This is a genomic window from Flavobacteriales bacterium (assembly GCA_013214975.1).
Classification (GTDB): Bacteria; Bacteroidota; Bacteroidia; order DT-38; family DT-38; genus DT-38.
Map to the genome: position 1 here is coordinate 38,665 of JABSPR010000020.1, position 14,100 is coordinate 52,764.

Sequence of the window (14,100 nt, forward strand, 5' to 3'; positions counted from 1 at the left end):
ATTACATGGCTACAGAAAAGAGGATTAATTTTTCGAGAACGAAAAATAAGTTAGAGTACCCTGACTTTCTTGATGTGCAAATCCAGTCGTATACGGACTTTTTTCAGATTAACACTGCACCTGAAAAGAGAAACAACGAAGGTCTCTATAAAGTTTTCGCTGAAAACTTCCCTATAACTGATTCACGGAATCAGTTTGTATTGGAGTTTTTGGGATATTCTATAGATCCACCTAGATATTCTTTAGAGGAATGTTGTGAGCGTGGTTTATCTTATAGCTTGCCGTTAAAGGCAAAGCTTAAGCTGTATTGTACTGATCCTGAACATGAGGATTTCGAAACAATTGTGCAAGATGTATATTTGGGAACTATCCCTTATATGACTCCTAAAGGTTCGTTTATAATAAACGGAGCAGAAAGAGTTATCGTTTCGCAATTGCATAGATCGCCTGGTGTTTTCTTTGGTCAAAATTTTCATGCAAATGGTACAAAACTGTACTCTGCAAGGGTAATTCCTTTTAGAGGATCTTGGATTGAGTTTACGACGGATATTAATCACGTAATGTATGCGTATATCGATCGTAAGAAAAAGTTACCTGTTACTACTTTGCTTAGGGCAATTGGTTATGAGAGTGACAAAGAGATCCTTCAGATCTTTGACTTGGCTGATGAAATGAAAGTTAGCAAAGCCGCTCTTAAGAAAGTTATCGGTAGAAAACTTGCTGCAAGAGTATTAAAAACTTGGATCGAGGATTTTGTTGATGAGGATACTGGTGAGGTTGTTTCTATCGAAAGAAATGAAATGATAATCGATAGAGAGACTGTTATTGAAAAAGAGCATATCGAACTTATTCTTGAATCTGAAACTAAATCAATCATCCTACACAAGGAGAATGTAAATACTGCTGACTATGCAATTATTTACAATACTTTACAAAAGGATGCTACGAATTCTGGTAAAGAAGCTGTAGAATATATCTATCGTCAGTTAAGAAATACTGAGCCTCCAGATGAGGAAACTGCAAGAGGTGTAATTGATAAATTATTCTTCTCTGATAAACGGTATGATTTAGGTGAAGTTGGTCGATACAGAATTAATAAGAAATTAAACTTAGATACACCTGTAGATACAAAGACTTTAACTAGAGAAGATATTATTTGCATAATAACTTATTTGATCGAGTTGGTTAACTCAAAAGCAGATGTTGATGATATTGATCATTTAAGTAATAGAAGAGTAAGAACTGTTGGTGAGCAACTGTTCACTCAATTCGGTGTTGGGCTTTCAAGAATGGCTAGAACTATTCGTGAAAGAATGAATGTTCGAGATAATGAGGTTTTTACTCCTATCGATTTGATTAATGCAAAGACTCTGTCCTCTGTTATTAATTCATTCTTTGGAACTAACCAGTTGTCACAGTTTATGGATCAAACGAATCCATTAGCTGAGATTACGCACAAAAGAAGACTTTCTGCACTTGGACCAGGTGGTTTATCAAGAGAAAGAGCTGGTTTTGAGGTAAGGGATGTTCATTATACGCATTATGGTAGACTTTGTACTATTGAAACTCCAGAGGGACCAAACATTGGTTTGATATCTTCTCTTTGCGTATACGCGAAAATTAATAAGCTTGGATTCATTGAAACACCTTACCGAAGTGTTACTGATGGTAAAGTGGATTTCGTTACAGTTCCTAAGTATTTAAGTGCGGAGGAAGAGGATTCTCATACAATCGCTCAAGCGAATGCTCCTATTGATGATGCTGGAAAGTTCATTAATAAGGAAGTTAAAGCAAGATTCGAGGGTGATTTTCCTGTTGTGCCACCGAAGGATGTCGATTTAATTGATGTTGCTCCTAATCAGATTACGTCTATTGCTGCATCTTTAATTCCATTCTTAGAGAATGATGATGCGAATAGAGCCCTGATGGGATCGAATATGCAACGTCAAGCTACACCATTATTAAATCCACAAGCTCCTGTAGTCGGAACTGGATTGGAAGCCAAAGTTGCTGAAGATTCTAGAGTTCTAATTAATGCAGAAGGCGAAGGTATTATCGAATATGTTGATGGAGATGAAATTCGAGTTAAATATAGTAGAAGCAAAGAAGATGAATTAATCAGCTTTGATGATACTGTAAAAAGCTATGGGTTAACAAAATTCAAGAAAACGAATCAAAGTACTTGTATTAACTTGAGGCCAATTGTTGTAGTAGGTGAGAAGGTAAGAAAAGGTCAGGTGTTATGTGAGGGTTATGCTACGGATAACGGTGAGTTAGCTTTAGGTCGTAACTTAAAAGTAGCTTTTATGCCTTGGAAAGGGTATAACTTTGAGGATGCAATTGTGATCTCTCAAAAGGTTGTTAAAGACGATATCTTTACCTCTATACACATAGATGAATATTCTATGGACGTAAGAGATACTAAACGTGGTTTAGAGGAACTTACTCCTGATATTCCTAATGTAAGTGAAGAAGCAACGAAGGATCTAGATGAAAATGGATTGATTCGTATCGGTGCTGAAGTTAAAGAAGGAGATATCTTAATTGGGAAAATAACCCCTAAAGGAGAAACGGATCCTTCTCCTGAAGAGAAACTATTGAGAGCAATTTTTGGAGATAAAGCAGGAGATGTTAAAGATGCCTCATTAAAAGTATCGCCGTCTGTTAACGGTATCGTAATTGGTAAGAAATTATTTACTAGAGCTCTTAAAGAGAGAAAGCATAAAACACAAGATAAATCTGTAATTGATGCAATCGAGTCTGATCATGATGCTGAGAATGCTAGGTTAAAGAACTTGTTAGTGGAGAGATTGTTTTCTATCGTGAATGGTAAGACTTCGCAAGGTGTAATTAATCACTTTAATGAAGAGATCATCAAGAAAGGAACAAAATACACACAAAAACTTCTTCAAAAAGTTGAGTATGCTGATATCGATTCAAGTAGATGGACTACAGACTCAGATAAAAATAACGTCATTAAAAAATTATTACATAACTACAATGTAAAGTTTAATGAAGAGTTAGGTGAATTCAGAAGAAAGAAGTTTGCTATAACGGTTGGTGATGAATTGCCCTCTGGTATTGTTAAAATGGCTAAAGTTTATATTGCTCAAAAAAGGAAACTTAAAGTGGGTGATAAAATGGCTGGACGTCATGGTAATAAAGGTATCGTTGCTAAAATAGTTAGAGAAGAGGATATGCCTTTCTTGGAAGATGGTACTGCTGTTGATATTGTACTTAATCCACTTGGTGTACCTTCTAGGATGAACTTAGGCCAGATTTATGAAACGGTTCTTGGTTGGGCTGGTGTGCAAACAGGTGTTAAGTTTGCAACTCCCATTTTTGATGGAGCATCTGTTGAGGAAATTGGCAAATATGTGAAAGATGCTGGATTACCAGAATATGGTATGACATATCTATATGATGGTGGTACAGGTGATAAATTTGATCAGCCTGCGACAGTTGGTGTGATCTATATGATTAAACTACATCACTTGATTGATGATAAAATGCATGCGAGATCAATTGGGCCATATTCACTCATTACACAACAACCTCTTGGTGGTAAAGCACAGTTTGGTGGTCAACGTTTTGGAGAGATGGAAGTTTGGGCAGTTGAAGCATTCGGTGCGGCAAATATTCTTCAAGAATTATTGACTATAAAATCAGATGATGTTAGTGGTAGAGCGAAAGCTTATGAAGCTATCGTTAAAGGAGAGGCAATGCCTACACCTGGAGTTCCTGAGTCCTTCAGTGTATTATTGCATGAACTTAGAGGATTAGGATTGAATATAGCATTAGAGTAAAAAAGAAGTAAATTATTAATTACTAATAATTGTTGATTAATGGCTTTTAAAAAGGAAAGTAAGATAAAGAACGATTTTAAAAAAATCGTTATCAGTTTAGCGTCACCAGAAATGATTTTAGAAAGATCTAGTGGTGAAGTGTTGAAACCAGAAACAATTAATTACAGAACTTATAAACCTGAAAGAGATGGTTTATTCTGTGAAAGAATTTTTGGTCCTGTTAAAGACTGGGAATGCCATTGTGGAAAGTACAAGAGAATTAGATATCGTGGAATTATTTGCGATAGATGTGGTGTTGAAGTGACGGAGAAAAAAGTACGTCGTGAGAGAATGGGACACATCTCTCTAGTTGTACCAGTTGCCCATATTTGGTATTTTAAATCGTTACCTAATAAAATTGGTTATTTATTAGGTCTTCCTACCAAAAGGTTGGACATGATTATCTATTATGAAAGATATGTAATCATTCAAGCTGCAGGTACGTTAAATAAAGAGGGTGAGCCTTATCAGTATTTGGATTTCATAACGGAGGAAGAATACCTTGATATTTTAGAAGCTAGACCTATTGAAAGTCAGTATCTAGATGATTCTGATCCAGAGAAATTTATTGCAAAAATGGGTGCGGAAGCATTGTTTGATTTGCTTTCTAGAATTGATTTGGATGATCTTTCTTTCCAATTAAGAGATAAGGCTTCCAAAGAAACTTCGCAACAAAGAAAGAATGAAGCGTTAAAAAGGCTTCAAGTTGTTGAAGCATTTAGAAATGCCAACACTAGGATTGTTAACAAGCCTGAGTGGATGATCATCAAGGTAGTACCTGTAATTCCACCTGAATTACGTCCATTGGTACCTCTAGATGGTGGTCGTTTTGCGACTTCTGATTTGAATGATTTATACAGAAGGGTAATCATTAGAAACAATCGACTAAAAAGATTGATTGAAATTAAAGCTCCTGAAGTAATCTTACGTAACGAAAAAAGAATGTTGCAGGAAGCTGTAGATTCATTACTTGATAATACACGTAAGGCAAGTGCTGTTAAAACTGAATCAAACAGAGCGCTTAAGTCATTAAGTGATAGTTTAAAGGGTAAGTCTGGTAGATTCCGTCAAAATTTATTAGGAAAGAGGGTAGATTATTCTGCAAGATCTGTAATTGTTGTAGGGCCAGATTTGAAGCTACATGAGTGTGGTCTTCCTAAAGACATGGCCGCTGAACTTTTCAAGCCGTTTGTCATTAGAAAACTTATTGAAAGGGGCATTGTGAAAACAGTGAAGTCTGCAAAGAAAATTGTAGATAAAAAGCATGCGGTAATTTGGGATATATTGGAAAATGTATTAACGGGGCATCCAGTTATGCTTAACAGGGCTCCTACTCTTCACAGATTAGGTATCCAAGCTTTCCAACCAAAACTTATTGAAGGGAAAGCAATACAGTTACATCCTTTAGTTTGTACAGCGTTTAACGCGGATTTTGATGGTGATCAGATGGCGGTTCATTTACCTTTAGGTAATGCAGCTATTTTGGAAGCTCAAATGTTAATGTTAGCTTCTCATAATATTCTTAACCCTGCAAATGGCGCTCCAGTTACTGTTCCTTCGCAGGATATGGTTTTGGGTCTATATTATATGACCAAAGGTAGAGTGAGTGAAGAAGGGGCTCCTGTTAAAGGTGAAGGATTATCTTTTTATTCTCCTGAGGAACTTATCATTGCTTACAATGAGAAGAAAGTAGATCTACATGCTTGGATTAAAATTAGAACAGAAGTTTTAGGTGATGATGGTGAAACAAAACTTGCTATTATTGATACTACTTGTGGCCGAGTTTTATTTAACGAAGTTGTACCTCAAGAAGTAGGCTATATAAACGAAGTTTTAACTAAAAAAGCATTAAGAGATATTATTGGTCTTATCCAAAAGAGAACGGGTATGGCAAATACAGCTGCATTCCTTGACGAAATTAAGGACATGGGATTTACCATGGCATTTAAAGGAGGTTTGTCGTTTAATCTTGAAGATATTATTATCCCAGATATTAAAGCTGAATTAGTTGCTACAGCTGCCGCTAAAGTAGATGAGGTTAAGAAAAACTATGGAATGGGATTTATAACGAACAACGAACGTTATAATCAAATTGTAGATATCTGGAGTAATGCGAATGCAAAGCTTACTCAAAACTTAATGGATACCATTAAGGAAAGCAAGCAAGGGTTTAACTCAATCTATATGATGTTTGATTCTGGTGCTAGGGGTTCTAGAGAGCAGATTAGACAGTTATCGGGAATGAGGGGTCTAATGGCTAAACCTCAGAAATCTGGTGCAACAGGAGGAGAAATTATCGAAAATCCAATTCTTGCAAACTTTAAAGAAGGTTTGTCAATTCTTGAGTACTTTATTTCTACTCACGGTGCTAGAAAAGGTTTGGCAGATACAGCGCTTAAAACAGCTGATGCGGGTTACCTGACTAGAAGATTAGTAGATGTTGCTCAAGATGTAGTAATTACCGATGCAGATTGTGGTACGCTTAGAGGCCTAATAGCATCAGCTCTTAAAAAGAATGAAGAAGAAGTAGAATCTTTATACGATAGAGTACTGGGTAGGACAACGGTTCATGATGTATTTAATCCACTTGATGATGCATTAATTATTGAAGCTGGAGAGCAAATTACTGAAGAAGTTGCTAAGATCATTGAGGATTCTCCGATAGAACATGTTGAAATACGTTCTGTACTTACTTGTGAGATGACAAGAGGCGTTTGTGCTAAATGCTATGGTAGAAACCTTGCATCTGGATTTATGGTTCAGAGAGGTGAAGCCGTTGGTGTTATTGCTGCTCAGTCTATTGGTGAACCGGGTACACAGTTAACGCTTAGAACTTTCCACGTTGGGGGTACTGCTTCCACTTCTACTGTTGCATCTAGTATTGTTGCAAAAGCTGACGGTAAATTAGATATTGATGAACTCAAGACAGTTAAGAATTCTAAAGATGAAGTAGTGGTTATTGGACGTTCTGCAGAGATGCGTTTGATTGATGATGAAAAAGGAATTATTTTATCTACAAATAATATTCCTTATGGTGCACACTTATTTATTAAGAATGGTTCTAAAGTTAAAAAAGGAGATATTCTTTGCGAATGGGATCCATATAATGCGGTAATTATTTCTGAATCAGCTGGTAAGGTTGAGTTTGAGAGTATTGAAGAAGGATATACATTTAGAGAAGAGTCTGATGAGCAAACTGGATTTAAGGAAAAGGTAATAATCGATTCAAAGGATAAGACAAAGAACCCTGCTATGCATATTATGAGTGGCAAAGATGTTTTGAATTCTTATAATATTCCGGTTGGTGCGCATATTTCAATTGACAAAGGGCAAAAGATTAGTGCAGGACAAATTCTTGTTAAGATACCTAGATCATCTGGTAAAACGGGTGATATTACAGGTGGACTACCAAGAGTAACTGAATTGTTTGAGGCACGTAATCCTTCTAATCCAGCTGTTGTTTCTGAAATTGATGGAGTTGTTTCTTTTGGAAAAATCAAGAGAGGTAATAGAGAGATAATTGTTGAATCGAGAACGGGTGAGATTAAGAAATACTTGGCTTCATTATCTAAGCATATTCTTGTTCAAGAAAATGACTATGTAAGAGCTGGTACAAGGTTATCTGAGGGAGCAATTACTCCTGCTGATATCTTGGCTATTGAAGGACCAACTAAAGTACAAGAGTACTTAGTGAATGAAATTCAGGAAGTTTATCGTTTGCAAGGTGTGAAGATTAATGATAAGCATTTTGAAGTTATTGTTCGTCAAATGATGAGGAAAGTAATTATTGCTGATCAAGGGGATACTAAATTCTTAGAGAAGCAAAGTGTTACCAAGCTTAGCTTTAGAGGTGAAAATGATTGGATTTTTGGTCGTAAAGTTGTTCTTGATAGTGGAGATTCTGCTACTGTGAAAGTTGGGCAAATAATTACTTCTAGAAAACTAAGAGATGAAAATTCAATGCTAAAAAGAAAGGATAAGAAGTTAATAGAGTCCAGAGACGCTATTAATGCAACTTCTAGTCCTATTCTTCAAGGTATAACTAGAGCATCTTTACAGACAGATTCGTTTATTTCTGCTGCTTCGTTCCAGGAAACTACTAAGGTTCTTAATGAGGCTGCCATTAATGGGAAGGAAGATTACTTAAAAGGCCTTAAGGAGAATGTTATTGTTGGTCATTTAATTCCTGCAGGTACTGGCGTTAGAGAATACTCGAACATAGTTGTGGGTTCTCAAAGTGAATATGATAAACTTACAGGTACTAGTAAAGAAGTGGCTGAGGAAGTAACAGAGGCAGTAGTAATTGAATAGTGTTGATAAGATGGCTGGCGAAATAGAAGGAAAGGATAAAAATCAATTGAATATTGAATTATCTGAAGAGATTGCGGATGGTATCTATTCAAATCTTGCTATCGTGAATCACTCTAACTCTGAATTTGTTTTAGACTTTATTAGAGTAATGCCAGGCTTGCCAAAGGCGAAAGTAAAATCTAGAATTGTACTTACACCTCAACATGCTAAACGGTTATTATCAGCGCTTAATAATAATATTGTAAAGTTTGAAAGCACGCATGGTGCAATTCCTGAAATGGAACCTCAGGCTACCGTTCCAATGAATTTTGGCGGGCCGGCCGCAGAGGCTTAATTAAAGAGTTTTAAGTGTAAGTTTTGAATTCTAAACAGAATTTGAAACTTACACGAAATTCCCTTCCGAATCTGTTTCTAATATATTACCCGAATATTTTTTCTTAGCTTATAGCGCTTATCACATCATGCTTAGTTATGATATGATATTTATTGTCTTCTAGTTCTACAAGAACAGCGTTGTTATCTTTGTGAATTAGTCTGGACACTTCTTCAATTGATGCGTTTTTGCCAACAATAGGAAAGGAGCCTTTCATTATATCCTTGATAGGTGTATCTGCAACGTTTTTATCGTTAAAGTATAATTTAAACAAGTCGCTTTCATCAACTGAGCCCACAAGCCCATTTGAGTCTTCCACAGGGATTTGTGAGATGTTATATTTCTTCATTCTCTCTATCGCGTGCGAAACAAGTTCTTCCGTTTTAACGGTAATCATAGGCTGATCTATATGATTGCTTATAAGTTGTACAGCTAATTTAATGTCTATGTCAAGAAAACCTCTGTCTCTCATCCAGTCGTCATTAAACATTTTGCCAACGTACCTGCTTCCATGATCGTGAAACATCACCACAACCATATCCTCTGGTTTAAAATGCTCTTTCAGCTGAAGTAATCCCTTTATAGCAGACCCTGCAGAATTACCAACGAATATTCCTTCCTCTTTAGCGATTTTACGTGTGTAAACAGCCGCATCTTTATCGGTAACTTTTGTAAAACCATCAATAATATCAAAGTCTACATTTTCAGGAAGAATATCCTCGCCAATACCTTCAGTTATATAGGAGTAGATTTCATTTTCATCGAACTCACCGGTTTCATGGTATTTCTTGAAAACAGATCCATATGTATCGATGCCCCAAAGTTTAATATTAGGGTTTTTCTCTTTGAGATATTTTCCAACTCCAGAAATAGTTCCGCCCGTACCTACTCCAGCAACGAAATGCGTAATTTCCCCTTCTGTTTGTTCCCAAATTTCAGGACCAGTTTGCTCGTAATGTGCGATGGCATTAGATGGGTTATCGTATTGATTTACATACCAACTATTAGGTGTCTCCTTAGCTAATCTTTTCGAAACTGAATAGTACGATCGCTCATCATCTGGTTCTACATTAGTTGGACAAACAACAACTTCTGCACCTACGGCTCTCAGTATATCCATTTTTTCTTTGGACTGCTTATCGCTAATAACACATATTAACTTGTAACCTCTCACTACTGCCACTAACGCAAGTCCCATCCCTGTATTTCCAGAAGTTCCTTCGATAATAGTTCCTCCTGGTTTTAACCTTCCATCAGCTTCGGCATCGTCAATCATTTTAACAGCCATTCTGTCTTTAACCGAATTCCCTGGATTAAAGGTTTCTACTTTGGCCAGAACAAGCGCATCAATTTCTTTGGTTACATGATTTAACTTCACAAGTGGAGTATTACCAATGGTTCCTAAAATATCCTCGAAATACATAATGCAGGTTGTTTATTAGTTGATTTTAATCGTTTTGATAGGCAATATTCTTTTGACTATATACGATGGAATAATTAATGTTGTTGTGCAAATCACAAGTAGTCCAAAGTTAAGGAAGAGGACGTGAAAAAAGGTAATGTTTATGGGAACGTAATCAATAAAATAAGACTCTTGAGGAAGTGTTATTAACGAGTACTGATGTTGAATTAATGCCAGTCCAACTCCAATCAAGTTACCCCAGAATACTCCTCTGCCAATTATAGAGATTGATTGGTAGATGAAGATCTTTTGAACTGTCCAATCCGTTGCGCCGAGTGCTTTGAGTATGCCGATCATCCCAGTACCTTCTAATATAGTAACCAGTAATGTTGAAATAATATTTATTGATGCTACTAGAACCATCAATACAAGTATTATCTGAACGTAAATGTTTTGTAATTCTAACCAACTGAAAATTTCTGGGTGATTGGTGTCGACTGAGATCGAAATGAGTTGTGAACCGATAGCATCGTATACATAGTCATTAATGCCCTCAAGATTATCGATATCATGAAGGAATAGTTCAAAACCACCAACTTCGTCATTTTGCCAGCCATTTAGTTTCTGAACTACGTCAATATTTGTTAGAGCATATAGTTTATCAAAGTCAATTAGCCCTGTTTCATAAATACCGGCTATTTCAAATTTCCTGATACGTTGTTTGTCATCTTTTAAGAAGTAAACAAACAAATTATCTCCTGCGCCAAGTTTAAGTTTGTCAGACATAAACTTCGAAAGCAATATTTGATTCTTGCCTTTTTTATATTCGGGGAGCCTGTTACCCGAAATTATTTTACTCTCAAAGAAATCCCAATCGTAATTTTGATCAATGCCTTTGAGTAAAATCCCATAGATCTCATCGTTGCTTTTTAAGATGCCAGTTTTAAGTGCATACCCTTGCGTATGGCGAATTTCTTTTACTGAATCAAATTCTTGTAAAAAAGGTTGATCTTCTTTTATAGGATAACTGTCGAAAGAGGTATTGTCGAAACTTGTTATTTGAATATGAGAACTAAACCCAATAACCTTGCTTGTAATTTGATCACGATAACCGTTTAGTATAGCAATCGAAAGAATCATTATAGTTAATCCGAGAGCAATGCTAAAGGTTGCTACTTTAACAATAGTTCTAGATGTATTTTGTGAATCATTTTTACCAAAAATTATTTTTTTAGCAATAAAAAGTTCTAGATTCAAGGCGTAATTAGATAAGTTGAGAATTTTAAAATCCACAAGATTGAAATCTAAAGATAAAAAATTAATCTTTTTAATAGTACTCTCTTTATTGGCTCTTTATAGTTGTGGTCAATCAGAAAAAGTTACTGGTAATAAAGTGATGAATCCGATTCCTGAGGAACGTGAAGTGTTTCTTGCTGGAAGTCATCAATTAAAGGCATATAAAGAATTGTTATTGGGTAAATCGGTTGCCGTTATTGGAAATCAAACTTCCATGATAGGTAATATGCACTTGGTAGATGCCTTGCTTCGATATGATATTAATGTAACTAAAATATTTAGCCCAGAACATGGATTTAGAGGGGTAGGAGATGCAGGAGAACATTTAGCCGACTATACAGATGCTAAGACCGGTTTACCTGTTGTGTCTTTATATGGTAATAAGAAGAAGCCTAGCAATGAAGACTTAGACGGTATTGATGTTGTAGTGTTTGATATACAGGATGTCGGCGTTCGGTTTTATACATATATTTCGACAATGACATATGCGATGGAAGCATGTGCAGAAAATGATATCCAGATGATCGTAATGGATAGAGCAAATCCTAATGGGCATTTTGTAGATGGACCAGTTCTTGATCCAAAATTTTCATCTTTCGTTGGGTTGCATAAAGTTCCTATTGTATATGGCATGACGATGGCTGAATACGCTCTCATGGTTAACGGAGAAGGTTGGTTGAAGAAAAAAAAGAAATGCGATTTAGTAACAATCCCATGCAAAGGCTATGACCATGATTTTTTATACAAGCTTCCAATTAAACCGTCCCCGAATCTACCTAATATGTCCTCCATTTATTTGTATCCATCACTTTGCCTTTTCGAAGGAACTACCGTAAGTATTGGAAGAGGGACAAAGAAACCGTTTCAATCTGTGGGACACCCAAAGTTAACTTTGGGTAAGTACTCATTTACTCCTGAAAGCATAATTGGTGCAAGTCTTAATCCGAAACACAAAGGGGTGGCTTGTCAAGGTTTTGATTTAAGTATTTATGGGGAGAACATTATGCCTGCGAGTAAACAATTAAATTTATTTTGGCTATTAGATGTCTATAAGAACCTTTCAAGCGAAGATGATTTTTTCAATAATTACTTCAATAAGTTAGCAGGTAATTCGACATTGAAGGAACAAATAATAGAAGGTAAGAGTGAGGCCGAAATACGGAAAAGTTGGGAGAAGGATATTGCTGTATTTATGGAAATTCGAAAAAAATATCTTCTGTATCCCGACTTTAGCCAAAATTTGATTGAAAATTAAAGGCATCCTTTCTCACTGAAAAACGTTTCTACTAGATAACCTATAGGTTAATCGATGGTAAAATGTAGTCGTGCTTATTTCTTATGGAGAATTGGAACTTTAGTTCTTATTTCTTCTCTGTTCTTTCTTAACAGTGCTTTGGGACAGTATAATTGGGGGATGGTAAACAGTAATTATAACCCTGGTGTATCTCTATATAACAATCCTGCCTCAATAACAGACTGCAAGAACATAATGGACCTTACCTTTCTGGGTGTAAATCTGTATGTCAATAATAACTTTGCAACTATAAGACGAAAAGGAGTGCTTAAAGCATCTAGAGATTCTGTTGCCGCTGGTTATAAGAGTTTTACCGACGATGTTTCTTATAATCAAAAGCCATAATCCTATGACATGGTATCGGAAATTGTAATTCAGCTTCCAGTATTTGTGTACAGTTCAGGTAATAATGGATTTGCTTTATCTACACGGGACAGGGAAATGTTTGACGTACGTGGAATCCCTCGACACATTACCAACCAGGTATTAAATGGTTTTGAAGTAGCTGATATCGATATTGATAATATCGATGAATTTAAGTTCGGTAATGTTCAAGGCTCCGCTCTTTCTTATCTTGAAATAATGGGTACCTATAGTCGTATCGTGATGAAAACAAAATTTCAATTACTGACATTAGGAGCCTCCGTTAAATATCTTATTCCACATGCGGCGGCAGGTTTTAAATTTCATGAACTAAACTGCGATGATGCTGATATGTGGGTAGAGAACATGACATTGGAACAATTATTTGATACATCTTATTTTAGGTATAATGTAAATACAGAGTATCTGTTTACCTCTGGAGATGGGAATTCTCCATTGTTTGGTTTTAAACTGGGATCTGGTTGGGGATCAGATATAGGTTTAGAGTTAAAACACACAACCGATGAGGTAAGGCAGTACTTTCCCAATTCCCCATTAAGTAGATGTAGAGAAGTTGGTTACCGATACAAACTGGGTTTCGCATTTTTAGACATAGGTAGCGTTAAGTTAAAGAGCTACGCCAGCACCGTTTATAATTATAGAGACAGTTTGAGCGTAATGGTTCGGGATGGGGAAGTAGTTGTCGAAGGGGTAGGAGATGCTACAAGTAAATTTTGGGCTTCAGCATCTTCAACCGGCGGGGTTGTGTCGAAACCTAATAAAATTAAATTAGCCTCGGCAATGGCATTTCAATTAGAGGCAAGACTTAAAGAAGATGTCTATTTCGGAGTAAACTACGTTCATGGTTTTAAGAGAGATGCAGGCGTATATGGAGTTAAGAAACCATCAGTTTTTGCCTTTACAACAAGAATAGAAAAGGAGAAGTTTGAGTTTGCAATTCCCATCAGTGTTTATGAATTTGAACAGGTTCATATGGGAATGTCTTTTCGGTATGCTGGATTTTATATGGGTACAGATATGCTTGGAAATTATTTATTCAAGAATAATGTATACGGATTAGACTTCTTCTTCGGACTTAAAGCCAGAATACCAGAGCATAAAGCTTGTCATAAAAAAATAAAAAAAGGTTGAGAGAAAAGCCTTTGTTGGGTCGTCAGTAATGAGAAAAGATTTTAGAATACACCATAAAGATTAG

General features: G+C 36.1%; 8 protein-coding genes. 6 read left to right on the forward strand and 2 right to left on the reverse strand.

Features of this window, described 5'->3' with window-relative positions; all coding sequences use genetic code 11:
• Positions 1 to 5 precede the first annotated feature (5 nt).
• The 3 genes from rpoB to HRT72_01510 are packed head-to-tail and all read left to right on the forward strand — an operon-like array spanning position 6 to position 8,490.
• On the forward strand, positions 6 to 3,806 hold the full coding sequence (gene rpoB, locus HRT72_01500) for a DNA-directed RNA polymerase subunit beta (protein NQY66387.1): 3,801 nt from the start codon (positions 6 to 8) through the stop codon (positions 3,804 to 3,806).
• Positions 3,807 to 3,845: 39 nt separating this feature from the next.
• Entirely contained in the window at positions 3,846 to 8,156 is a 4,311-nt protein-coding gene (rpoC, locus tag HRT72_01505) for a DNA-directed RNA polymerase subunit beta' (GenBank protein NQY66388.1), read from the forward strand.
• Positions 8,157 to 8,166: 10 nt separating this feature from the next.
• Positions 8,167 to 8,490 carry a DUF3467 domain-containing protein gene (locus HRT72_01510; GenBank protein ID NQY66389.1) on the forward strand — a complete coding sequence of 108 codons (324 nt, stop codon included), beginning with the start codon at positions 8,167 to 8,169 and terminating at the stop codon, positions 8,488 to 8,490.
• Between the two features lie 103 nt (positions 8,491 to 8,593).
• On the opposite strand, the gene HRT72_01515 is transcribed toward HRT72_01510, so the two are convergent.
• A complete protein-coding gene (locus tag HRT72_01515; protein ID NQY66390.1) occupies positions 8,594 to 9,955 on the reverse strand; it encodes a pyridoxal-phosphate dependent enzyme in 1,362 nt (453 codons plus the stop codon).
• 12 nt (positions 9,956 to 9,967) lie between these two features.
• Positions 9,968 to 11,224 (reverse strand): ABC transporter permease, encoded by a 1,257-nt coding sequence (locus HRT72_01520; protein ID NQY66391.1) that lies wholly within the window; start codon positions 11,222 to 11,224, stop codon positions 9,968 to 9,970.
• A gap of 103 nt (positions 11,225 to 11,327) precedes the next feature.
• On the opposite strand from HRT72_01520, the gene HRT72_01525 reads away from it, so the two are divergent.
• The 3 genes from HRT72_01525 to HRT72_01535 are packed head-to-tail and all read left to right on the forward strand — an operon-like array spanning position 11,328 to position 14,036.
• Positions 11,328 to 12,482, forward strand: coding sequence for a DUF1343 domain-containing protein (locus HRT72_01525; GenBank protein NQY66392.1), 1,155 nt, complete (start codon positions 11,328 to 11,330; stop codon positions 12,480 to 12,482).
• A gap of 54 nt (positions 12,483 to 12,536) precedes the next feature.
• The gene (locus HRT72_01530) at positions 12,537 to 12,866 is read left to right on the forward strand and encodes a hypothetical protein (protein ID NQY66393.1); all 330 of its coding nucleotides are present in this window, start codon (positions 12,537 to 12,539) and stop codon (positions 12,864 to 12,866) included.
• A 9-nt stretch (positions 12,867 to 12,875) separates the two neighbouring features.
• A complete protein-coding gene (locus HRT72_01535; GenBank protein ID NQY66394.1) occupies positions 12,876 to 14,036 on the forward strand; it encodes a hypothetical protein in 1,161 nt (386 codons plus the stop codon).
• Positions 14,037 to 14,100 lie beyond the last annotated feature (64 nt).

Excerpts from the sequence above, each read along its gene's own strand:
- HRT72_01510 (NQY66389.1), top strand. The coding sequence starts at position 8,167 with ATGGCTGGCGAAATAGAAGGAAAGGATAAAAATCAATTGAATATTGAA.
- HRT72_01530 (NQY66393.1), top strand. The coding sequence starts at position 12,537 with ATGGTAAAATGTAGTCGTGCTTATTTCTTATGGAGAATTGGAACTTTA.
- rpoC (NQY66388.1), top strand. The coding sequence starts at position 3,846 with ATGGCTTTTAAAAAGGAAAGTAAGATAAAGAACGATTTTAAAAAAATC.
- HRT72_01535 (NQY66394.1), top strand. The coding sequence starts at position 12,876 with ATGGTATCGGAAATTGTAATTCAGCTTCCAGTATTTGTGTACAGTTCA.
- rpoB (NQY66387.1), top strand. The coding sequence starts at position 6 with ATGGCTACAGAAAAGAGGATTAATTTTTCGAGAACGAAAAATAAGTTA.
- HRT72_01525 (NQY66392.1), top strand. The coding sequence starts at position 11,328 with ATGAATCCGATTCCTGAGGAACGTGAAGTGTTTCTTGCTGGAAGTCAT.